We start from the raw sequence: 24245 nt of genomic DNA, 5'->3' as shown, positions 1-24245 counted from the left end.
CCGTGGTGTACTTTGACTTTGTAGGTCTAGAAGGTAGAGAATCATCTGCTTTTCTAGGCCTTTTTCTATGGACGGAGTAAGAGAGTGCGCACGGCGTATGAGGGTTCAGAAAGCTATTCTATTCGTTAAGGAGAGATTCATTTTGATGAAAAAATACGCACCACTCGCTATTATTTCTATTCTATTCGTATCGTTACTTGCTGCATGCTCGTCGTCCGATCAGGCCGCGGCCGAAGATGAAGAAAGTAAGCAGCAGCCTATTATTGTTCAAGGCCCAATGCCGATTGAAGCGGAAAATTTCGCGGAACGCTTAGACAATGTGGAAGAAGAGAAATCAGGATCATTCGTTTTTTATAAAGGGACTGTGAATGATTATCCTGTGATTGTAGCCAAGACCGGAAAAGGGATGGAAAACACAGCAGCCGCTACGGCCATCGCGATTGAAAAATATGATCCGGCCGCGATTATTAACCAGGGTACATCCGGCGGACATGATCCGAACCTGCATGTCTATGACATCGTATTAGGTGAACGAGTTACGAATATTGGATCGATGAAAACAGGAAACAGAGCAGACGGGGAAGGAATTGCGCCGAAAGAATGGATTCCTATGGATCTAATGGCATCTGAAGGAAGTGCAGGAGAAGATCCGGATGCAGAAAACATTCGCTACTTTGAAGGGGACGAGGAACTTCTTGCCGCTGCTCAAGCTGTAAAAGATGTTCACGAGAAAGGAAAAGTGGTTGAAGGTACAATTGGATCGGCGGACGTCTGGAACAATGAAGTGGACCGCATCCAGTGGTTCCATGAGAAGTACGGAACTTCTGTTGAGGAAATGGAAGGGGCTGCCGGCGCGCAGATCGCCAAGGAGTATGAGGTGCCTTACTTAGGTATTCGTATCCTTTCCAACAACAAAGTGAACGGTGGAGAGTATGATCCGAATACAGCGGAAGCAAACCAGGCTTATGTATATGAAGTCGTGAAAGAATATATTTCTAAGCAAACAGGCGAATAAAATAGGAAAATCCCCCGGTCAAGCTGCTAAACTGACCGGGGGATTTTTTGTATTCTTCATATTTTGTTACAGAGCTGCTTGCAGGCCGGCTTTATTAATAAAGTTCCACGGCTGGTTAAAGTGCGGTTGGAAGAAGAAATCTACATAGCCGAGCTCCTCCATCGTCATGCCGCTCTGGATGCAGACACTCATCGTATTAATCGACTGCGTCACGTCCGCTTTCGAAATAACCTGTGCGCCTAGAATCCGGTGAGTGGCCGGATCAAACGAAACTTTTAACTGTACGTTTTCAGCGGTTGGCATAAAGCCTGGGCGGTGCGTATCTTCTATTGTGATGCTTTTCACATGAGTGTTTAACAGTTGAGCGGATGTTTCCGTTAATCCGGTAGATGCCATATTCAGGTCATAAATGTGCAACCCGGAAGTCCCCTGCGTCCCGACATGCTTCACGGTCGGCTGCATCAGGTTTCTCGCTGCTAAGGTCCCCATGCGCACCGCGTTTGTAGCGAGTGGAATGTAAGCATGTTCGCCTGTCGGGTTATATTTAACCGCGCAGCAGTCCCCGGCTGAGAAAATCGCTGGGTCACTCGTCTGCATGTACTCATCCACTTTGATCGCTCCGTTTGGCAGCATATCCACTTTTCCTTTAAGCAGGTCGGTATTCGGGCGGAAGCCTACGCACATAATTACAAGATCAGTTTCATACTCGCCTTGATTAGTGAAAACTTTCGTTACGGAACCTTCGGTACCTTCAAATCGTTGAACCGTTTCGTTCATGGCAAGCGTAATGCCGCGGTCTGTGAAATCTTTCTCTACGATATCGGTAAATTCAGGATCTAAATATTTATTAAGAATCCGGTCGGCGCCGTCAATTAAGGTTACTTGTTTGCCGGCTTTTTCGAAAGCTTCAACGAGTTCCACTCCAATGTAGCCGGCACCTACAACGGTGACGCGTTCTACGTCTTTGGTGCGTTCAATAATCGTATTTGCCTGAGTGAAGTTTTTGGCTAATAATATATTGTCCAGGTTGATCCCTTCAATTGGAGGGGTGATCGGCCAGGAACCAGTCGTCATGACTAATTTATCATAAGCATCGTGAACCGTTTCCCCGGTGACTAAATTCGTCGCCGTAATGGTTTGGTTGGTGGTATCTATACCTTCTACATCGTGCTGCATTTTCATCGTAACTCCGAGTTTCTGTAGCTCTTCCGGAGAGGAATAGAACAGTCCTTGAGGATCTTTAACCACTCCGCCTACATATAGAGCCAGTCCGCAAGATAGAAAGGATACATTGTCATTTCGCTCATAAACCGTAATGTCAGCGTCAGGGTAAAGATTTGCCATATTTGTAACCGCAGCCGTTCCTGCGTGAGTACTTCCGATAACAGCAATTTTCATGATGAAATCCTCCTTAAATGTTGAATGTGAAATAATTCACATAACCAACTATGAATCTATTATATAAAGGTTGAGAGGAAATAGCAAGAATTTTGTTCAATATTTCACATAGTAGTGCGTGGTATTTTTTGGATCCTCAGGTCATCCAAATTCTGGTAAATCCATAATCTGGATGACCTGAGGTGCCAGATTATTCCTGCATGTGATACATTAGAGGGTAGACGATATTGTGGGGGAGGAATGGGGATGGATGTGAAGTTTCAGACGGGTGCGAATCGGTTTAACTACCGGGCGGCGGGCATATTAATCGAGCAGGATCATGTATTACTACATAAACAAGTGGGAGATGAATACTGGGCGCTGCCTGGAGGAAGAGTCGAGCTCGGTGAACAGGCAAGAGACACGGTTGTCAGGGAAATGAAAGAAGAGCTTGGGTACGACGTGCACGTGGCCCATACATCGTGGATTGCAGAGAATTTCTTTCACTATGATGGACATGACTATCATGAGCTTGGCTTTTATTTCGCTTTAAGTTCTGGTCGGTCTCATTTTCAGGAAGGGCCTTTCCACGGACTGGAAGGGGAGCGGCTCATTTATCAATGGATTCCGATTATGGAATTGAACAAAATTATCGTGCAGCCTGAATTTCTGACTTCTGGACTGCGCAGGCTGCCTGGACATACGGAGCATGTGGTTGTTGAGAATTAACCGATGAAACGCATGGCGAATACATTTTAAATTCAGAAGGGCATATTTTTTCTTCCTTTTCCAGAGAAGATGATCTCTCCGGGTGATCCGGCAGCTTAAACCTCTGCCCTAATCTTGTGACCGGGAGCCTTTTGTTCTAAAATGATTTCAAAGCTCGTACAATAAGGGGCAGAAAACTTCCGGAGGTGACGAAGTGAAGAAACGATTCCTCACTTGGACACTCATACTATTTGCGATTTATGGCGTCCTTATAGGTCTTTACTTATTTCAATGGACCGAGTTTGGTGTGCCCGAAGCTTATCAAGGTACGGCAGCTGACCCGGCCACTTTTATGACGGCCAAAGAGCTTGCGCAGAGTCAGGACTTTTCCCGTTACAAAAATTTTCTTTACTTTGTCAGTCTGCCGCTCGAGTGGATCATTTATTTAGGTGTAATGATTTTTGGAATATCCACGGTTTTTAAGCAGTCCAGCGAGCGAGTGTCTCGTTTCTCGATCGTACATATCCCGGTTTATGTTCTGCTTCTTTCTACATTAACCTGGATACTTACGTTTCCTGTTGATTACATCAGCCGCAGGCTTTCACTCAACTATGGCATATCCACGCAGACGTTTTCCGACTGGATGAAAGATGAGTTAATCAGCTTCTGGGTGGGTTATATCATTATGGCGCTGCTCATTACGGTTTTGTACATGTTGATGAGAAAGTTCGAAAAACGCTGGTGGCTGTACGCATCGATACTAATGATGCCGTTTTTAGTGTTCATGATGTATCTTCAGCCGGTGGTAATTGATCCGTTATACAATGAGTTCTCAGATCTAAAGGATAAAAACTTAGAAGCAAAGATTCTGAACCTCGCGGATGAAGCGAATATTCCGGCGGAGCGGGTCTATGAAGTGAATATGTCCGAGGAAACAAACAGTATGAACGCTTACGTGAACGGAATTGGGTCCAATTTAAGAATCGTTCTTTGGGACACGACGCTTAACCGCCTGCAGGAAAAAGAGGTGCTGTTCATTATGGCGCATGAGATTGGCCATTATGTAATGCATCACCTGTACTGGAACCTGTTCGGAGCGGTGGCTGCCGCGTTCATTGGACTTTATCTGGCTTATCACCTTATGAAATATTCAGTACGTAGGTGGGGAGATAAACTCAATATAAAATCGGTCTCGGATATCGCCGGACTACCGGTGCTCTTCATCATTCTTTCATTACTAAGCTTTGCAGCAACACCTGTCGAGCTTGCGATCTCGAGAAACGCGGAAATGGATGCGGACGTGTACGCGATTGAAATGACGCAAAATCCTGAAGCTGCGGTCGGTGCCTTTCAGGAACTGACGGTGAACGGACTTAGTGAAGTAAATCCTCCAGCTCTAGTGAAATACCTGCGTTATGGTCATCCGACGATGATGGAGCGCATTCATCTTCTTGAGCAGTATCAGCAAACTGAATAAAGAGAACCACCAAATAATCCCACCTCAGGTCATCCAGATTATGGATGACCTGAGGTGGGATTATTTGGATCTACGCCTTTCGGGTTGACACTGTATTGTAAGCGCTTTATTATGGTGTGTAACGGGTTACATGTAATCGAAATTTAATAAAGCCTTTATTTTTTTCATGAATATGTAACGGGTTACACATATTTAAAAAAGAAAGCAGACGATGTATATGCCTACGATTAAAGATGTTGCCAAACTGGCTGAAGTGTCTACAGCTACCGTCTCCAGAGTATTGAATGGGAACGGATATGTTCACAGTGAAACGAAGGAGCGCGTGGCTGAAGCCATCAAACAACTGAATTACCGGCCGAATGATGTGGCGCGTATCTTATTTAAAGGACGATCCAAGATGATTGCCCTATTTGTGCCGGACATTATGAACCCTTACTTCCCTGAATTAGCACGCGCTGTAGAAGATATGACCAACCAGCATGGCTTTACCTTTGTGCTATGTAATACGGACGATGATCTGAATAAAGAAATCACGTATTTAGAGGCGTTAAAACAGAAGTCGCTAGATGGAATTATTGTGGTTTCAAGCACGATGACGGAAGAGTACATCCAGAATATCGATGTCCCGGTCATTGCACTTGACCGAATCCTGCATAGATCGATGGCCTCGGTTACGGTAAATAACCGGGAAGGCTCCAGACAGGCGGTCCAATATTTAAAAGATTTAGGCTGCCAAAGAATTGCTCATATATCCGGTCCGGAGCAGGCGAGCAATGCCACTCAGCGCCTCGAGGGTTACCTGGATGTCGTTAAAGAAGAAAGCTGGTTCAAGGAGTCCTACATTGAGCCTGGCGAGTATCACTTTGAAGAAGCAAAGAAGGCCACAGAAAGACTTCTCACCAGACACCCGGAAATTGATGGGCTGTTTGTAGCGAATGATCTCATGGGTGTGGGCGCGATCAAAGCGGCAGAGTCGCTGGGAATAAAAATTCCCGATCAGCTCTCTGTGATTGCTTTTGACGGAATTACCCTTGGCGAAACAACCACTCCGACGTTAACGACCATGGCTCAGCCGATTTACAAAATAGGAGCCAGAGCAGCAGAATTACTTATCCAGCAAATAGAAGACCGGCATCATGAAATCCATTCAGAAGAATTCACAGTGGAACTAATAGAGAGAGATTCGACGAGACGAAAGGAGGACCATCCATGACAAAGAAACCTAAGGTAACGGTAATCGGAAGCATTAACATGGACCTAACCGTTCAGACGACAATTATGCCAAAGCAGGGAGAAACGGTCCTCGGGGACAATTTCGCAACCTATCCCGGCGGAAAAGGCGCGAACCAGGCGGTGGCGGCTGCCAGACTCGGCGCTGATGTCCAGATGCTTGGAGCTGTTGGTAACGATGTATTCGGTAAAGACCTTGTTCATCATCTGCAAAACCAAGGAATTGATACCTCAGCGATTGCCAGGTCTGAGAAGGAAGCGACGGGAACTGCGACGATTATCCTTTCGAACCAGGACAACCGCATCATTGTAGCAGCGGGCGCAAATAAGGAAGTCACGCCTTCTTATATTCAGGACCATCTGGAACTGATTAAAGAGAGTGATATCATTCTTACCCAGCTGGAAATTCCGCTCGAAACGATCACCTATCTATCCGATCTGAAGAAGGACCTCGACGTTCCTATGATCCTGAATCCGGCACCTTATCAGCCGCTGCCCGCATCTGTTATTGAGGCCTTTGATTACCTTACGCCTAATGAAACAGAAGCAGAGCTGTTCAAAAAAGAGTTACAGGAAGATCGGTCGGAGGAGAAGTGGATTACCACAAGAGGATCAGAAGGCGTCACCATTTATAAAGATGGAGAATTAGCCACGGTGCCAGGCTACGAGGTTCCAGTGGAAGATACGACAGGGGCAGGAGATACATTCAGTGGAGCTCTGGCTACTCAGCTGGCCAAGGGTCTTACCATAGAGAAAGCCGTGCAAACCGCCAATGCCGCAGCCGCTCTTTCAATTATGAAAAAAGGGGCACAGAGCGGCATGCCTGATCAACAGCAGGTGGAACAGTTTTTAAGAGATCAGGGGGGTTCATCATTATGAAAAAGCACGGCATCTTAAACCGGGAAATCGCTTCTATTCTCGCAAGACTTGGTCACACCGATACGATTATGATAGCGGACTGCGGGCTCCCGATTCCTGAAGAAACCCGCTGTATCGATGTTTCTCTGAACCTTGGAACCCCTGATCTATTAACCGTATTGCGTGCCGTTACGGGCGATATGAAAATCGAAAGAGTAACGCTTGCGGAGGAAATTCAAGCCAATAATCCAACGGTGCATGAGCACATCTCCGATTGTTTAGCGGAGATTCCGAAGTATTACACACCCCATGAAAATTTGAAAAAGCAATCCAAAGATTCAAAAGTGATTATTCGAACGGGAGAGGCTACACCTTTTTCAAATGTTCTATTACAATCCGGAGTCATTTTTTCATAAAGCGAGGTGAATAACATGTCTGAGCAGCCCTTTGTAGTCATGAACGATATTGATAAATCCTTTTCCAGCAACAAGGTTCTTAAAAAAGTGAACTTTTCCGTGAATCCAGGCGAAGTGCACGCGCTTATGGGTGAGAACGGGGCTGGGAAATCCACACTTGTTAAAATACTGACGGGCATTCACGCAAGAGACGGAGGTACCATTCAGGTAAACGGCGATGAGATCTCTTTTTCCAATCCTAAGGAAGCAGAAAAACAAGGGATTGTGGTCATTCACCAGGAGTTGAACATTATTCCTCATTTAACGGTCGCTCAAAATATGTTCTTAGGAAAAGAAATCACCTGGCGCAACACCGGGATTCTCCAGAAAAAACAAATGCATAAACAGACGCTGGAGAATTTAAAAAGACTGGGCGTTACGTCGATCGATCCGAATGAAAATGCCGGAGACTTATCGGTGGGTAAACAGCAGATGATCGAAATAGCCCGGGCCATATCGACGAATGCCAAGATGATTATTATGGATGAACCCACGGCGGCCTTAACGGACCGGGAGATCGAAAGCCTGTTTGAAGTGATTGATTCTCTTAGAAAACAAGGTGTCAGTATCGTTTATATTTCTCACCGAATGGAAGAGATCTTCAGAATTTGCGACCGGATCACCGTCTTACGAGATGGCGAATATATCGGAACGGAAGAGGCATCCGGCACTTCGTTTGAATCCATTGTAAAAATGATGGTCGGCCGCGAGCTTGGTCAGAGATTTCCATCCCGAGATGAAGTGAATGGTGAGGTTATTTTTAAAGTGGAACATCTCGCCAGAAGCAAGTGGTTTGAGGATGTCAGCTTTGACGTACGCGCAGGAGAAATTCTTGGAGTGGCCGGGCTGATGGGTGCCGGTCGTACCGAAATTATGGAAACGATTTTCGGTGCCGTAAAGAAAAACAAAGGGAGCATCTACTTGAACGGCAAGCTGTTGACCGTCAAACATCCGAGTGATGCGATTAAGGCAGGTATCGGATTTATCACTGAAGACCGTAAAGACGAGGGACTCGTACTGAATTTGTCCATTCGTGAAAATATCGCGTTGTCAAATATGAAAGCGATTTCTAATAAAGGGTGGATCAATTCTTCCAAAGAAAACGAACTGATTGATGACTTAATGAAGCGGCTCCATGTCCGGACCACGGGTCGGGAACAGGAAGTGAAATCGTTAAGCGGGGGCAACCAGCAAAAAGTGGTCATCGCAAAATGGCTGGGCATCCAGCCCAAGGTCCTCATACTGGATGAACCTACCCGCGGCGTGGATGTAGGAGCGAAGAAGGAAATCTATCACATTATGAACGAACTGACGGAGCAGGGAGTAGCCATCATCATGGTTTCATCGGAATTGCCGGAGGTCCTCGGCATTAGTGACAGGATTATGGTCATCCATGAAGGAACAGTATCTAAAATATTTAATCGTGGAGAAGCCACCCAGGAAAAAATTATGCAAGCGGCGACGGGGGGAGAGTCAGGATGAAAAACATGGTAGTCAACAACTTTGCTAAATTAGGTCCATTAATCGGACTTCTGCTCATTATGATCATCCTTGGTTTTGTAAGTGATAGCTTTTTCACGTTAGACAATTTATTGAATCTACTTAGACAGGTATCCATTAACGCGCTGATCGCGTTCGGAATGACCTTTGTCATACTGACCGGAGGCATTGATTTATCGGTTGGTTCCATTCTGGCATTCGGGAGTGCTCTTACAGCCGGAATGTTATCGAGCGGCATGGATCCGCTGTTGGCCGTGTTTATTGGTCTCTTGGCAGGATTTGCGATGGGAGCTTTCAATGGTCTGGTAATTACGAAGGGAAAAGTAGCTCCCTTTATTGCCACACTGGCTACGATGACGATCTTTCGCGGGGCAACCTTGGTTTATACGGATGGACGTCCAATTACAGGACTTTCCGATAGCTTCACTTTTGAAATGATTGGAAGAGGGTATGTGTTTGGGATTCCTTTCCCAGGTGTACTAATGATTCTCATTTTCTTCGTTCTATTTTTAATCCTGCACAAAACCGTTTTTGGCAGACAAGTCTATTCCGTTGGTGGGAATGAAGAAGCTTCGATTCTATCCGGTATTAAAGCCGATCGCGTAAAAATCTGGGTGTATTCCCTGACAGGAATGCTGTCCGTCCTTGCCGGAATCATTTTGACCAGCCGCTTAAACTCTGCCCAGCCTACGGCAGGATCCATGTATGAGCTGGATGCCATTGCGGCTGTTGTACTTGGAGGCACCAGTCTTGCCGGCGGACGAGGCTTGATCAGCGGAACCTTAATTGGTGCTTTGATTATCGGCGTTCTGGATAATGGATTGAACTTAATGAACGTGTCATCCTTTTATCAGCAGATTGTCAAAGGCGGCGTCATACTGCTCGCTGTGCTGCTTGATCGAAGGTCTAAATAAATAGACATGATGTTTTGGCTTAAGCAAGATGACATATAAAAAAACAGGGAGGAAGAAAAAATGAAAAACTGGATGAAATTATTTGGCCTTTTTGCTTTATTGTTGTTGGTCGTCGCTTGTTCCACAGAACAGCCGGGAAGCTCTTCCGATGATTCAGAAGGAGACAGCGGGGATTCTGGTAGTGGAGATGATACCACGAAAATTGGTTTGTCCATCTCCACGCTAAACAATCCGTTCTTTGTTTCTTTACGTGACGGAGCTGAAGCTGCTGCAGAAGATGCCGGTTATGAAATTACTACGGCGGACGCTCAAAACGATGCAGCCACACAAGTCAGTGATATTGAAGACCTGTTACAACAGGATATCGACGTATTGCTCGTGAACCCGGCTGATTCTTCAGCGGTCGTCTCTGCGATCGAATCGGCCAATGATTCAGGCGTTCCTGTAATTACGGTCGACCGGACAGCCGACGGCGGTGAGGTCGTGACTCACATTGCTTCTGATAACGTCGCAGGTGGAGAAATGGCAGGAGAATTCATTGCCGAACAGCTAAGTGAAGAAGGACAGGTTGTGGAGCTTGAAGGAATTCCAGGTGCTTCTGCCACACGTGAAAGAGGAGAAGGCTTCCACAACGTAGTAGATTCTATGGATGGCATTGAAATTGTCGCTAACCAATCCGCCAACTTTGACCGTTCAGAAGGACTAACGGTTATGGAAAACATTCTGCAAAGTACAGACAGTCTCGATGCTGTCTTCGCTCACAATGACGAAATGGCCCTGGGAGCGGTGCAGGCTCTTGAAGCGAATAACATGCTGGGAGATGTAACCGTTGTAGGCTTTGATGCTACTGATGACGCCCGCGCCGCTGTTTCAGAAGGAAGAATGGACGCAACCGTTGCCCAGCAGCCGGAACTGATCGGCCAGAATGCGATCGATGCAGCAGGCAAAGTCGCTAAAGATGAACAAGTCGAAGAATTCATCCCAGTCGAACTCCAACTCGTAACCGAATAAAAACAGGATAAGGTAAAAACTACCACCTCAGGTCATCCATATTATGGATGACCTGAGGTGGTTAATTATGGATAAAGGAAAAACGTGATAAAATAGATACAAATCGTGTGACGGACGGAGGATGAAATCTTGAAAATTAGTATTGTAACCGTAGGAAAATTAAAAGAGAAATATTTAAAACATGGAATTGAAGAATATGTGAAGCGGCTTGGCCCGTATGCCAAAGTGGACATTATTGAAGTCCCTGATGAGAAAGCTCCAGAAAACCTGAGTGAAGCGCAGATGGAAGAAGTGAAACAGAAAGAAGGGGAGCGAATCCTGTCTAAGATCTCCCAGGAGACGTATGTGATGACGCTTGAAATAGAAGCGAAACAGCTGACTTCTGAGAAGCTTGCCAGTCATATGGACAGCCTTGCTACTTACGGGAAGAGTAAAGTGGCATTTGTGATTGGCGGATCGCTTGGACTGAGTGAAGAGGTGCTGAAGCGGAGTGATTTTAGTCTGTCATTCTCTAAGATGACGTTTCCACATCAGTTGATGCGGTTGATGCTGGTGGAGCAGGTTTATAGGGCATTTAAGATTATGAAGGGTGAGCCTTATCATAAGTGATCCATAGAGAGGCAGACAACTTATAAAATAGCACCGAAACAATGAAAAAAGGCCACCAATATAGAGGTGGCCTTTTGGTTTATGCAGATAATCGTTCTTCTTTCTGTTGTGATTTCTTCAATCGGAACGGCGCTGTAATCAAAGCTAAGATCAGGAACAGCCCCATGTATCCAATCAAAGGATAAAAGAACGCGACAAGCTCCGTGAACCCTACGAAGCTTAGACCGAAAGCTACGGCTCCAGTAATAAGCACAAATTTCTTGTGATTGCTTGTCCCGACTTTTGTATAACGAGCAGCAAAAGAGAAGAACATGCTGACAGCTGTATTGAAGACCATCCCGAACAATACAACGGAATAGAACATCCCTAATACGGGGGATAGGTTATCGACGAGAGCAAGAAGCGGCATATCATAGGAAGCTACAGTATCGACTTTAGAGAAAATGGCCAGGTGACTGAGAACAATCATGATTCCGAGCCCAAGGCCACCAAGTAACCCGCCAATCGCAGACGTCCGCTCGTTCTTCTCGTTTCCTCCCATTAGTAAGGACATGGATGCCCCCACGGCTACGTTAAAGGAAACATAATTAATAGCGGATATAAACCAATTCGATAAGGCTGAAGGCTGTTCGACAGCTGTAGCATTTAAATCACCGAAGGACTGGTCCATCGTAAACAGACTGTAAACAGATATAATAATGACGGTCAAAATTAAAAATGGAGTAATGCTGCCAATAACATTGACAACTTTGTCCACGTTCATCATGATGGTTGCCATAACGATAACGCTCATAATAATAACCCCTACAAGCGGAGACATACCGAATTGTTGACTGGGAATGGATCCCGCTCCTGCGATCATGACCACTCCGACACCGAACAAGGTCAGAATGATGACGTAATCTACAATCACTCCTAAATATTTGTGTCCACTTACCTTGTATATCGCTTCCTTATGCGAAGTGGCCTGTGTCCTTGTGCCGAGTTTGACTAGCATCATCCCCATGTAGGCGAACAAAGCGGTTGAAATAATCGTCCCAATCGTTCCTAAGTATCCGAAACTCGTAAAGTATTGAAGAATTTCCTGGCCCGATGCAAAGCCGGCACCGACGATGATTCCTATGAAGGCGCTTGCAATTTTAAGTACTTGTTTCATGAATGGATCCTCCTATGTACAGTAATGTCTCTTGAGCCTTCCATTTATAATGAAGCGTTTTCATATGGAAGAAGTCTCTTAACTTTATCATGAATGCGTTTTCAAAGATTTGGTGGAATCTACAAATCCACTATCTTATATTCGTTCATTTTGACAAAGATTTCAATAGAAAGAATGGATTGTGTATGTAAAAAACCATGATAATATAAGGGTATCCACCCCATAAGGAGTATCACTATGAAACCATCACCGTATTTGACGTATTCATATAAAGATTTCATCGATTCACCCGAAGGACTTGCCGATAGCATTGCGGAGGTCTTAGGATGTCCGGTCACCATTGAAGATGCTAATCATTGCATTGTCTCCTACAGCAAACACGAAGAGAACGTGGATCATGCACGAACCGCGACCATCATGAGACGGAAAGTACCTGAGCATGTGATTAACGGATTATGGAAACACGGGTTTATGGCTAAGCTTTTCGAAAGTGATGAGCCACTCGTTGTTCATAAAATTGACGACATCGGCCTCGGTGATCGCCTGGCTATATCTGTTCGCAAAGACAACGAAATCCTGGGCTTCATATGGGCGCAAACGAATGACTCCGCCGTTACTTCCGAGCATTTGGAAGAAATGAAAGAAGCGGCCCAGTGGGTGAGTCACTATTTACTTAGACAGCAGGCTAAGAAGAAAAAGACAGACGAAAGCAGCAAAGAATTTTTCTGGCAGCTGCTGACAGGCTCTTTAACGAATCCGTCTGAAATTAAACGGATGGCCAAAAAGTATAAGATGAACTTGAATGGCCAGCTTTGTGTAGCGGTCTTCGAATTCACGGAAGACATGAGTCAAGCGGTTGAACGACACGCGTATTATTTAACGGAAACTCTTCATCAAACGCGGGTGGTGAACCGGATATTCGATGATCGACAGCTTATTCTGCTTGTCCGAACCGATAATAAAGAGGATGCGAATGAGATGAATCAGACGTTCATTCGTGAATTCATACAAAAAATGAAAGAGCGGATTCACTTTGAAGATTTAAAAGGGGCTTTCGGGTTGATTTACGAATCGCCATCATTCATCAGTGACAGCTATAAGCAAGCATTGAAAGTTCTTAAATTGAAGGAGCAGTATCCCACAGGTCTAAATCATGCCGACAACTACCAGGACCTGGGTGTTTATCAATTCATTAATGAACTGGCAGCCCTCCAAAAAAAAGAAAACTATAAAAATGATGCGCTTAACCGGATCAAAACATACGATGAACGCCAAAACTCCATGTTGCTTGAGACATTGAAAGTCTTTCTTGAACATAACAGTAATGTCCACCAGGCAGCTGCCCACATGCATATTCATACGAACACACTGAACTATCGCTTAAAACGGATCAAGGAAATCGGAAACATCGACTTCAAAGATGTGAATCAAAAAACGATGCTTTATTTAGATCTATTGATTTATGAAAACGAACAGGAGGATTTGTGATTTTACACAAATTCTCCTGTTTATTTTTTCAGTTTCTCCTAAATAAAATGTTCAGCAGAAGAGCTATACTTTTCTTACATACAATTTGAAAGGTGGACTCCCCATGATTATCGGAATTCCAAGAGAAATTAAAAATAATGAAAACCGCGTAGCTATTACGCCTTCAGGTGTCGTCAACCTCATTCACGCAGGTCACAAGGTTCGTGTCGAAACCCATGCAGGTACAGGCAGTAATTTTACAGACGAAGAATATCGTGATGCTGGTGCTGAGATTGTTGAAACCGCTTCCGATATCTGGGCGAATTCTGAAATGGTCATGAAAGTGAAGGAACCTCTACCGTCTGAATACGGATACTTCCGAAAAGGACTGGTTCTATTTACGTACCTTCACCTTGCCGCTGAGCCTGAATTGACGAAAGCATTAGTAGAGAATGAAGTGACAGCAATCGCTTATGAAACGGTGGCTGTCGATCATAAATTGCCGCTTCTTACTCCAATGAGTGAAGTAGCAGGCCGTATGGCTACCCAGGTAGGAGCGCAATTCCTGGAAAAATCCTTCGGTGGAAAAGGTATCCTGTTAAGTGGCGTTCCTGGTGTTTCACGTGGAAAAGTCGTCATTATTGGTGGCGGAATCGTTGGAACCAACGCAGCAAAAATGGCGATCGGGATGGGGGCTCACGTTACCATCGTCGACCTGAACCCGAATCGTCTTCGCGAGCTGGACGACCAATTCGGGTCAGATATCCAAACGTTAATGTCCAACCCACTAAACATTGCAGAAGCCGTTAAAGAAGCAGATCTGGTCATCGGTGCTGTGTTGATTCCAGGAGCTAAAGCGCCGAAAATTGTGACGGAAGATATGGTCAAAGACATGAAAGAAGGCTCTGTCATCGTTGATGTAGCCATAGACCAGGGAGGCAACTTTGAAACGGTCGATCATATTACGACGCACGATGACCCGATTTATGAAAAACACGGCGTCCTTCATTATGCTGTTGCTAACATCCCGGGAGCGGTGCCACGCACATCTACCATCGCCCTGACGAATGTAACCATTCCTTACGCTCTGCAAATCGCTTCTAAAGGCGTGAACCAAGCAGTTGAGGGGAATAAAGCAATTGAAGCAGGAGTGAACACGGCGAATGGTCACTTGACGTATGAAGCCGTAGCGCGTGATCTTGGTTATGAGTACAAACCAGTTCGTGAAGCACTTCAGACAGTCACACACGTATAAGTTAACCTGCTCCTCCACAACTGCTGGAGGAGCTTTCTTTATAGGCAGGAGGAATAACCATGACGAACTACCGCCCCACATGGGCCGAAGTTTCCCTGGAAGCTCTCAAACAAAATGTAAAAGCGTTCAAAGATTATATTAGTCAAGACTGTCAGTTGATGGGGGTGGTCAAAGCAGATGCCTATGGCCATGGACTTATCCCGTGTGCAACATCAATGATTGATTCAGGAGCCAACCGTTTAGGTGTGGCTATTATTGAGGAAGCGATTGAGTTAAGAAAAGCAGGCATAAACGTACCGATCCTTATTTTTGGCTATACCCCGAGAGAAGCAGTTCAGGAAGCCGTTAACCATGACCTTACTCTGACGGTGTTTACAGACGAAATTATGGAAGAAGTAATCCGTGCAGCAGAAGAGAAAGAGAAGTCAGTGAACATCCATATCAAAGTTGATAGCGGCATGCATCGAATCGGACTAAAAAAGGGGGAGGATGTCCTCCAGCTCTTAGAAAAAAACGGCTCTCCTTACGTTCATGTAGAAGGGATTTTCACCCATTTTTCCGATGCCGATAATGAAGACCCTGATTATACAGAACGGCAATTCCACCACTTTTTGTCTGTCGTGGAAGAGGTAGAAAATGTACATGGGAAAATTCCCATCACCCACTGTTGCAATAGTGCTGCCACCATTACCTTTCCTTCTATGCACATGGATATGGTGAGAGTGGGCATCAGCTTGTATGGCCTCTATCCCGGTGAGCATATGAGAGAATGGATTTCGCTTCAACAGGTGATGAGCCTGAAAACGAAACCTATCATGATCAAAATGGTCTATCCCGGCGAGCCAATCAGCTATGGAAGATCCTACGAACCAGAGCGGCCAATAGAAGTGGCAACCGTCCCCATCGGCTACGGAGACGGACTGCCCCGTGCCCTATCCAATAAAGGCCATGTCGTCATCAACGAACAGAAATGTCCGATTGTAGGGAAAGTATGTATGGACCAAACAATGATTGATGTAAGTTCCGTGGAAGAATCCAATAGAGATGCAGTCTACACATTTTTCGGGGAACCGGGAGAAGGGAACATATCCCTTAAAGAAGTCGCCGATCAGCTTCAGACCATTCATTACGAAATCACATGCCAAATCGGCCAGCGTGTACCAAGGAAAAATATTTAAAAGCATAGAAGCAGACCAGGTCTTACATTCATTTCCTTTCAATGGCTGTGTCATTGAGGGGACGCTTTTCTTCTTTACTAACCTATTGGAGCACCGGGCGTTTAAGATTATGAAGAATGAACCCTATTACAGATAGTGGTAAAGCAGAGGTTTGAAGTCGTGCTTGATAATGACAGGATAGATAAATAATAAACAAAGTTTCAGGCTACCTCCGTTTAGATAAAACTAGAGGTGCCTGAAACTTTGTTTTTTAATCAATCCCGCTTGCTATTCTACCTTGACCTTGATTTTATCAATAGCATTATACCCATACCCCTTCTTATTCCAAAAAGGTACAGTTGGTTGGATTCGGCCATATGAGTCTGTTGCTTTTGACATAATCATATAGTTGCCTTTCTTTGATACCGTCCACTCATAAGACCAGGATTGCCAGGCATAACCACCACGTCTAGCAGGCTCTAATTTCGCATTTTTCCAGGTACCCCCACCATCTACACTTATTTCTAAATTTGTAATAAAGCCTTTACCTGACCAGGCGATCCCTTTTATCAAATGCTTACCCGTATTTAAAATTTCCATATCTAAAGGCTTTTGTATAGTTGAGTTTACATTGACTGTAGTAACAGGGAAGGCATCTTTATTATTTTCTTTATTTGGATAATACATATAATCAATGGATTGAAAGGGTCCTTCGAAGTGAGAACTTATAACCCTAATCTGCTTGATCCATTTAACAGAAGCCATGGCATACCACTGTGGAACAATTAGCCTCAGTGGGTATCCATGTTTAAAAGGAATAGGCTGGTTATTGTACTCATAGGCAATAATGGTATCAGGGTGGAGCGCCTTCTCAATAGGCAAACTTCTAGCGTAAGTGAAAACCTTATTTAAATCAGTTCTGTCTCCAAAATCATATCCTTCTACAACAATTTCTTTTGCTCCTTCTCTTATCCCGGAAAGTTCAAGCAGCGACCGTAAAGGGACCCCCTTCCAATAGCCCTGGCTGATCGCACCCTTTTCCCATTGTTCTCCAAATACTTTTGGTTTGAACAGGTTCCGTTTATCTCCGGAACATTCAAGGACAACTGGTATCGTTTTTGAAGGAAATTGAAGAATATCCTGCATGGAGAGCAGGATGGGGGTGGATACCATCCCATTAATCGGAAGATAATAGTTTGAATAAGAAAGAGTTGGATAAGGAAAGTGGTTCCGCCTATAAAATAATTTATGATCCACAATATCAGTCTTGATAAATTGGATCGGTGTCTCCTGATTTTCTGGTATTAGGCTACGTGTCATTAAGTACGGATTCGCTTTATGGTGGTTTGAACGGTCCATAAATTCCTCCTATTGAAAAGTTCATGAAGTATGTATATGATTCTTGCCTTCTAATTAGGAGACTTTGAGCAAATTAAATGAATGGATCTTTTGCCTAAAAGACTTAGGTAACACTATTTAGTGAACAAATAAAAAAGCGCAGCTTCCTAATGGAATACGGCGCTGTTTTTAATAGGGTGTTGGACTAGTTCAGACTTAGCGAATACACCTGAGCTTTTGAAATGGGATACATTTGGTAACGAAACCTTAGAAGATTTAGAAGCAGTGGCTTTTTAATTTTATTTTTTCTCAACCTATAAAGTTTTTTCGCAAAAAAACAGCAGAAGAAAAAGAGTCCTATATGATGTGAATAGGACTCTTATATATGATTACCCACCTATATATTCTATATATCCCTCATTGTCCTCTGTAATCAATCCTTTTTGGATATTCAGATCAAGGGCTTTCTGTACATACTCTTCTGTTTTAGAACTGGTCCTGCTGTAACCAAGCTGTTTGGATATCTCCCGGATTAAGTCAGCCTTAGGCAGCCGAAGAGCGGTCTTCATAATTTGAATCACACCATTGGAATATTCAATGCTACTTATGTCTTCTAAATTCCTTCGATGCCTATTTTTTACACGAAAGTCACTGTAGGATGAGCGTTGTTCCACATCCTTCCATAGGAACTTCCCATTTTCCTCAGTGGTTTCGTAAGCCATCAGTCCAATTAAATTGTCCTGTATGACTTTTTCCAGCATAGCCCCACTCCTGGTGAACCCCCACGCCTTTATAATTGTTTTGGATAACTTCGAGTAACTAACAGGTGCTTCATTTTTTATGATGGTTTTGATCTGCTCTTGGATAATAGGCTTGCCTTCAAGTGTGTAGAAATAATCATTGGATATTGTTACACCCTCTAAAACGGTTGGCTCATAATAGCTTGCTTGTTGTTTAGGAACTGTGGGTATGGCAAGGTTACTAATCTTATTCTGTATAGTTTCTTGCATGGGATAAGTTTTTTTCGGTTTCTTAGTCTCTGGAGGCAGTTTTTCTATTTCGTGAAGTTGTGCTAGTAACTCCTCAATTTGTTTTTCCTCGTTATGCCACCATTCGACTGACCATACTTTGATTATATGCCATCCCAATTTCTTTAGCATCGTTTCTCCCAATTTAATACGGTCCCGGGTGGCTGTGAAACTTGCATACCGATGCCCATCAACTTGTATGGCCACAAGGTATTTCTCTTTGTTATTCTTGTCCACTACTGCTAAATCTACTTTATAGTCACTGCGGCCAATGTTTGTTTCTACTTGGTAACCATGGTGTTCTAAAGCCTCTTTTATTTTTGGAATAATCACGCTAGAGTTTGGTTTATTAATCTTCGTTTGGTTTCTGATGGGGGTAGGAATTTTTCCTCTATTTGCGAATTCCATAAATGATCTCAGACTATGAACGCCTTCAGCATTAGTCTTAGATAGATTGATTTTATCAGGTTCCATTGAAGCATAAATAACCATTTCTTTTTTTGCACGAGAAATTGCAACGTTAAGGCGGCGCCATCCACCATCCCGGTTTAACGGACCAAAGTTTAAGGATACGTGACCTTCTTGATCAGGTCCGTAGCCCACAGTGAAGAGAATAATATCTCGCTCATCCCCTTGGACGTTCTCCAGATTTTTAACAAATACTGGTTCTTCCACTTCATCTGAAAAATACTTCTCGAGGGTAGGATCTTGTCTAAGTCGCTCATCAATCAAATCTTCAATCAACGTTTGCTGCGGCTGACTGAATGTGACTACACCTATACTTTCACCTTGTGTCTCCGGGTTTGTAAGCCTTAGAAAGATTTCATTGACGATTGCCTCAGCCTCAACCTTATTCTGTCGTGTCTTCCCTCGGTCGTAGGTACCTTCTACATTTACAAATGACACTCGAGAATGGATATCATCTATAGAAGGGAAGGTAACTAATTTATTGTCATAGAAGTGGCTATTTGAAAAGGATATTAAGCTTTCATGTTCACTTCGGTAATGCCACCTCAAATGCTTCTGGGGCAGCCGTACAGCAAGACTATCATCAAGAATGCTTTCCATATCCTGTAGATTAAAGTTTTCCTCTTCCTGCTTTGTACCAAAAAAATCTGTGGGAGGTAATTGTTTAGGGTCGCCTACGACTATGACATTCTTGCCTCTTCCCATGGCCCCAATCGCTTCACTTGTTGGAAGTTGAGATGCTTCATCAAAGATAACTAAATCAAATTTAGGGAAGGCTGGGTCTAGATATTGAGCTACCGATAATGGACTCATTAACATGCAAGGTTTAATTTTGGGAAGAAGGTTTTTAACCCTGTCAAATAACTGACGAACGGCAATGCCTCTTCCCTTACTTTTGATTGCCTTTGAAAGAATGCCCGGCTCAGAGGTTTGAATAGAGTTGTTCATTAAATTCGGCACGCGAGCCATTAACTTAACATACACCTCAAGTTTGGTGAGCTCACTAAGCTCTTCATCAAATGTATGAAATTTATTAACTTTATTCTCAAAACTTATCTTTGAAAACTGGGATAAATCTTCACTTGCAGAGATTTCTCCATCAATCCTAATACGGTAAAATGCATAGAGATAAGAAGATACAAGCTCATCATTTTCCAGTCTTCCAGACAGATAAGGCTTCGTTACATTCCCTAGTCCAAATTCTTCAGCTTTCTTAATAACAGCAGCAAGCTGACAGTTATCTTTAAGCAGAGGTAACGACTCCATGAGATGAAGAGCCTTATTTCTGCTAAAGTTCGCCCAGTCAGGTTTAGCAGGCTCATGGATATCTTCAATGAGTAATTCTTTTTCAATTGCTTCCCAGTGATTCATAATAACTTGAAATCCTTTTGTGTAATTTTCCATTTGTTCTTTTAACTTGTTGCTTGAAAAATCTTCTTTATGAGCATGAAGGTTTCTGGCATTGTTAAAGAGCCATTCCTGAGAAGGTTGCAACTCTTTAATAGCCTCTCGTACATCGGTCATCCATTTTACGGCTTTTTCAATACCTCTCCAATCTCCATTTCCTTCACCTTCATCCCACAAATTTGGGAAGTGTTGATTCATAATATCATTATGCTGGATTAGGATATCCTTTTTCTCCTGTATATCCCGGATCGTCTTGATAATTGTTTCTATCTCATCCGTTTCAATTTTGTCTTTTGCTTTCAAGTATTTCTTAAGTTCTTTTTTTATTTTCATTTTTTCCAGCATTTCTTGAATGAACCAGCTGTTCTCAGCTAATCTAAAGTTTTGCAGGAGAGTTTCTGCATCTATCTTTAAAATCGAATTATCAAAGCGTTCTTCTATCTTACCTCGAGCTTCATCATGAACTTCTCCTGCACGAATGACCATAGTAATCTCTGATATAACACTCTCAAACTGTTCCTCACCGATAAGTTCTAATTCAGCATCAGGAATATCATGGAGGAAAGGAATAATCTTATAGATGAACATGTACCAGCTATGGTCTTTTAGGCTATGAGACAAACCAATGTCAGCTAAACTCCTATCTAATGAAAGAAGCTTTTCCGTTTCAGTTTGAATGCCATTCAACTCTTTCTTAAGGGTATCATGTAGGCTTAAAGAATAATGCGTTTGTTTGATTCCCAGCCAAGGATTTTCTTTTACTCCGCCGCAAGCCTTACTGATCACTTCTAACTCTTCTATAATTTGTTTAGTGCGTCGCAATTTAACTTCTTCCATTTGCATAACTTTTTCTTTTTCAAATTCAATTAATTCTTTAGGAGCTGAAATAGTTGAGTAGATCTCAATCATTTCAAAAATACTCTGCCCAAGTGAAGTTCGGTGGTGAAGTTCTTCTACATACTTGTTTAACTCTTTCTTTAAAGCTTTCACTTCCTCAAATTTATCATCCCAGTTAGTTCCTTTGACTTTCTTGTGAAGTTCAAAAGATCTTTCCAGCTGTTTAAGAATATCTTTCTTCTGTCCTTTATTGGAGTGTACCTCCAGACAAAAGTCACCCAGGCCAATAGAAGCCAGCCGGTTGTGTACGACATTGAGAGCAGCCATTTTTTCCGCCACGAAAAGGACAGACTTTCCTGTGGCAAGCGCATGGGAAATCATATTAGTGATGGTTTGTGATTTACCTGAGCCTGGTGGACCGTGTAAAACAAAACTCTTGTTCTTACTTGTTGCCAGAATAGCTTCTTTCTGGCTGCCATCCGAACTTAATGGAGCATATACCTTTGCTTCTTCATCTTCTTGCCTTGTCAGAGAGTCGGTAAAGGACTCATCTTTATTATGAGTATAGTTTCCTTCTATCAGACTTTTAACTATCTTATTTTCCTTCAATACTTCTGAGTGATTGACAAGGTCATTCCACATAACAAATTTGGAAAAGGAAAAAACGCCGATGCTAGCACTCTCATGCACATCCCAATTCTTCATTTGCATAATAATTCTTCGCATATTAGTCAGTACTTTTCTTACATCTGCACCATGGTCGTCTTTTGGTATATTGTAGAGCATGGATGCATCAATACCGAAAGTTTGCTTAAGGTACTCAATCAAAGATATGTTTATCTGTATTTCTTCATCACGAGCCCTAATGTAGTAGCCCTTCTTTGCGGAAAGCCTCACAAGGTCTACAGGGAGGAGCAGGATTGGAGAATAACGTTCCATGGATGGAGATTTAGGGTCATGCCACTTTAAGAACCCTAAAGCTATAAATAACGAGTTGGCGCCTGTTTCTTCAAGTGTGTTTTTGGATTTTCTGTAAAGTTTAACTAGTTCTTTTTCTAATTTCATTTCAGAATGAAGCGAGCGTAATCTATTATTTTTAACATCCTCTGTTAAGATTTTGCTGTTCAATAATTCTTTTTGGTCTTTAAAATCTCTAATATTATTTCGCCACTCGTTAGGCAAAGGTTCTATGAACACTTTCTTGCCCATAGCCAGAATATCCTCAATCTTGTCAATATCAGAGGTAACCACAGGAATTCCTTGGGTTTGAATACGATAATTCAGTAGGTTATTACGTAAACTCATATCAATTAATTTATTCTGCCAATAGGTGATCTTATCTTGAGAATCATCTGTCTGAGCAGTGAGTTGCTCATCTTCCGGGATGACCTCAACTTTTTCAAAAGCAAAATTGCTATTAATTCGTACAGGCTCTTCTGGCTGCATATCCACTTGCATATTAGCATCAGGGCTGAATTTCAAAGAGATGGGTTTAATTTGTCCGATTCTACTTCTGTGAACGTCTACGAAAAAATGGAAGTAATAGGGTTTATTTAAACTGCTTTCTGCAGCATGAACCGCGCTATTAAAAGTTGAAGTTTCATTGGTGAGATAAGTTGATTCCACGGCAATAACTTCATTTATACCACCCGCCATACTTTTGGTTAGTATGCTTTTATCATCTTGATAACTCTCCGGAGAGGTGAATTCTTTTAGCCAGAAAGCTGGATAGGCATGGCCCTGGAAAAATACAATGATAGGGTGAATGCCTATGGCTTCTGCACATGCCGCATATAATAGTGTTAAATCAAGGCAAGTACCTAGCTTGTGTTTCTTAATCATGTCAGCAAATCGTATTTTCTGTCCCTCTGCTTCAAAGCTTGCAGGAGGGTTTGCGTAAGTAATTTTATGTTCCGAGATAGCGGAGTAGATAGCTGAGAGTTGTGCAATGACACGATTAGGATCTCCGCTTTGGTAACCATCCATGGAAGAGATTCCAGTATTCTTCTGCATAATTCCCGCTGCCTGCTTTATGATTTCCATAATAAAGGGTCTATTTGGTGTTACAAAGCTCGATATAATTTCAGGAATTACACTAGAACCCGGCCAACTATCGAATGACAAAATATCAACAGGCAAGTTATTCTCATATGCTTCTACGTCGCCAATTTCTATTCTTATGCTGAAATAACCTTTCATACTTTCATCGAGATTACTAAGGTACTCTGCTGATAAATGGATATCCGGATTAAGTTCGATAGGCTCTTCTGGATTTATGGAGTCCAAATAAATGGTTCTGGTTTCAAAAAATGAAGGGTTAGAGGATAGAACTACTTTAATATCGTTATGTTTTTCTTTACTAAGATTTTCAAGCGTTAAACGATTAATAAATGGGACATGGTTCTGTTGAAGCGCAAAACATACTCTCTCATCATATTCGCAATCACAGGATATAAGTTTTTCCACTAATTAACCACCTCATGTTTAATAAGTTAGGTACTAATTACTATTATACCAACCTGGCTGAGTAATTTGGTCAAAAAAAGTATAATATTGTAAATGTTCATATCTCCCTTGGAGGGTTTAGTAAATAAGACGAGTTATTTCAATTTAAGTGTTTTACGAGGGTAAGAGAAAGAAGCAGTGATGAGATGTGATAAACAACTTCTCATTTTAGTTGGTTCCACTAAAGTTACGGTGATTCTTACTATAAATAACTTCCTGAGAATACACTTCTTAATTTTTAAATATGTTCTGTAAAACAGACGTTATCTTTTAATAAGGAATTGGAAAAAGCTAAAACGAAGTTCTCATATCGGGTCACGATATAAGGTTTAATTCAGTTTTTTAAAAAGCCTTCGTGAAGCTGATGGTTTTAACCGAACCACATATAACATAGACCAATCGTTTATAATAATAATGTATAATAAATTGCAGGGTTAAAGCCTTCCGTTCCATAGGGGGTTTAACCCTTCTCT

The 24245-nt window shown here is 42.8% G+C and carries 17 protein-coding genes; 13 read left to right on the top strand and 4 right to left on the bottom strand.

All coding sequences use genetic code 11. From position 1 onward, the window contains the following. Nucleotides 1-145: 145 nt before the first annotated feature. The gene (locus BMZ06_RS04110) at nucleotides 146-1015 is read left to right on the top strand and encodes a 5'-methylthioadenosine/S-adenosylhomocysteine nucleosidase (protein ID WP_217646819.1); all 870 of its coding nucleotides are present in this window, start codon (nucleotides 146-148) and stop codon (nucleotides 1013-1015) included. 66 nt (nucleotides 1016-1081) lie between these two features. Here BMZ06_RS04110 and BMZ06_RS04105 read toward each other — a convergent pair whose 3' ends face one another. Beyond that, nucleotides 1082-2413, bottom strand: a complete 1332-nt coding sequence (locus BMZ06_RS04105) for an FAD-dependent oxidoreductase (RefSeq protein WP_089750410.1) — start codon at nucleotides 2411-2413, stop codon at nucleotides 1082-1084. Nucleotides 2414-2659: 246 nt separating this feature from the next. Between BMZ06_RS04105 and BMZ06_RS04100 the strand changes: the two genes are divergently transcribed. The 9 genes from BMZ06_RS04100 to rlmH all read left to right on the top strand — a co-directional run bounded on the left by BMZ06_RS04100 (nucleotide 2660) and on the right by rlmH (nucleotide 11154). Continuing rightward, nucleotides 2660-3121 carry an NUDIX hydrolase gene (locus BMZ06_RS04100; protein WP_245755951.1) on the top strand — a complete coding sequence of 154 codons (462 nt, stop codon included), beginning with the start codon at nucleotides 2660-2662 and terminating at the stop codon, nucleotides 3119-3121. Between the two features lie 193 nt (nucleotides 3122-3314). Further along, nucleotides 3315-4577: a M48 family metallopeptidase gene (locus tag BMZ06_RS04095; protein WP_089750406.1), complete on the top strand. Its 1263-nt coding sequence runs from the start codon at nucleotides 3315-3317 to the stop codon at nucleotides 4575-4577. 217 nt (nucleotides 4578-4794) lie between these two features. Next, on the top strand, nucleotides 4795-5790 hold the full coding sequence (locus BMZ06_RS04090; protein ID WP_175477793.1) for a LacI family DNA-binding transcriptional regulator: 996 nt from the start codon (nucleotides 4795-4797) through the stop codon (nucleotides 5788-5790). Beyond that, nucleotides 5787-6686, top strand: coding sequence for a ribokinase (gene rbsK, locus BMZ06_RS04085; RefSeq protein WP_089750401.1), 900 nt, complete (start codon nucleotides 5787-5789; stop codon nucleotides 6684-6686). Before BMZ06_RS04090 ends, rbsK begins: the two co-directional genes overlap by 4 nt. Next, complete coding sequence (gene rbsD, locus BMZ06_RS04080) at nucleotides 6683-7081, top strand: D-ribose pyranase (RefSeq protein ID WP_089750399.1); 399 nt, start codon at nucleotides 6683-6685, stop codon at nucleotides 7079-7081. The genes rbsK and rbsD overlap by 4 nt, the downstream gene beginning before the upstream one ends. A gap of 15 nt (nucleotides 7082-7096) precedes the next feature. Further along, a complete protein-coding gene (locus BMZ06_RS04075) occupies nucleotides 7097-8602 on the top strand; it encodes a sugar ABC transporter ATP-binding protein (RefSeq protein ID WP_089750397.1) in 1506 nt (501 codons plus the stop codon). Beyond that, nucleotides 8599-9534: an ABC transporter permease subunit gene (locus BMZ06_RS04070; protein WP_089750394.1), complete on the top strand. Its 936-nt coding sequence runs from the start codon at nucleotides 8599-8601 to the stop codon at nucleotides 9532-9534. Before BMZ06_RS04075 ends, BMZ06_RS04070 begins: the two co-directional genes overlap by 4 nt. 60 nt (nucleotides 9535-9594) lie before the next feature. Then, a complete protein-coding gene (rbsB, locus tag BMZ06_RS04065) occupies nucleotides 9595-10545 on the top strand; it encodes a ribose ABC transporter substrate-binding protein RbsB (protein ID WP_089750393.1) in 951 nt (316 codons plus the stop codon). Between the two features lie 129 nt (nucleotides 10546-10674). Then, nucleotides 10675-11154, top strand: a complete 480-nt coding sequence (gene rlmH, locus BMZ06_RS04060) for a 23S rRNA (pseudouridine(1915)-N(3))-methyltransferase RlmH (RefSeq protein WP_089750390.1) — start codon at nucleotides 10675-10677, stop codon at nucleotides 11152-11154. A 79-nt stretch (nucleotides 11155-11233) separates the two neighbouring features. Here rlmH and BMZ06_RS04055 read toward each other — a convergent pair whose 3' ends face one another. Beyond that, complete coding sequence (locus BMZ06_RS04055) at nucleotides 11234-12310, bottom strand: YkvI family membrane protein (RefSeq protein ID WP_089750388.1); 1077 nt, start codon at nucleotides 12308-12310, stop codon at nucleotides 11234-11236. A 237-nt stretch (nucleotides 12311-12547) separates the two neighbouring features. On the opposite strand from BMZ06_RS04055, the gene BMZ06_RS04050 reads away from it, so the two are divergent. From BMZ06_RS04050 to alr, 3 genes are all read left to right on the top strand, one after another. Beyond that, nucleotides 12548-13798: a PucR family transcriptional regulator gene (locus BMZ06_RS04050; protein WP_089750387.1), complete on the top strand. Its 1251-nt coding sequence runs from the start codon at nucleotides 12548-12550 to the stop codon at nucleotides 13796-13798. A 103-nt stretch (nucleotides 13799-13901) separates the two neighbouring features. After that, entirely contained in the window at nucleotides 13902-15032 is a 1131-nt protein-coding gene (gene ald, locus BMZ06_RS04045) for an alanine dehydrogenase (protein WP_089750385.1), read from the top strand. A gap of 59 nt (nucleotides 15033-15091) precedes the next feature. Then, nucleotides 15092-16210 carry an alanine racemase gene (alr, locus tag BMZ06_RS04040; protein WP_089750382.1) on the top strand — a complete coding sequence of 373 codons (1119 nt, stop codon included), beginning with the start codon at nucleotides 15092-15094 and terminating at the stop codon, nucleotides 16208-16210. A gap of 267 nt (nucleotides 16211-16477) precedes the next feature. Here the strand turns inward: alr and BMZ06_RS04035 are convergent, their stop codons facing one another. Together BMZ06_RS04035 and BMZ06_RS04030 are read right to left on the bottom strand one after the other, a co-directional pair. Next, nucleotides 16478-17548: a sulfite oxidase gene (locus tag BMZ06_RS04035; protein ID WP_089750380.1), complete on the bottom strand. Its 1071-nt coding sequence runs from the start codon at nucleotides 17546-17548 to the stop codon at nucleotides 16478-16480. Between the two features lie 368 nt (nucleotides 17549-17916). After that, the gene (locus BMZ06_RS04030) at nucleotides 17917-23733 is read right to left on the bottom strand and encodes a DUF3320 domain-containing protein (protein ID WP_089750378.1); all 5817 of its coding nucleotides are present in this window, start codon (nucleotides 23731-23733) and stop codon (nucleotides 17917-17919) included. Between the last annotated feature and the right edge of the window lie 512 nt (nucleotides 23734-24245).

The sequence above is a fragment of the Halobacillus alkaliphilus genome (assembly GCF_900113125.1).
Lineage (GTDB): Bacteria > Bacillota > Bacilli > Bacillales > Halobacillaceae > Halobacillus > Halobacillus alkaliphilus.
This window is presented reverse-complemented; position numbering and strand designations above follow the sequence as displayed.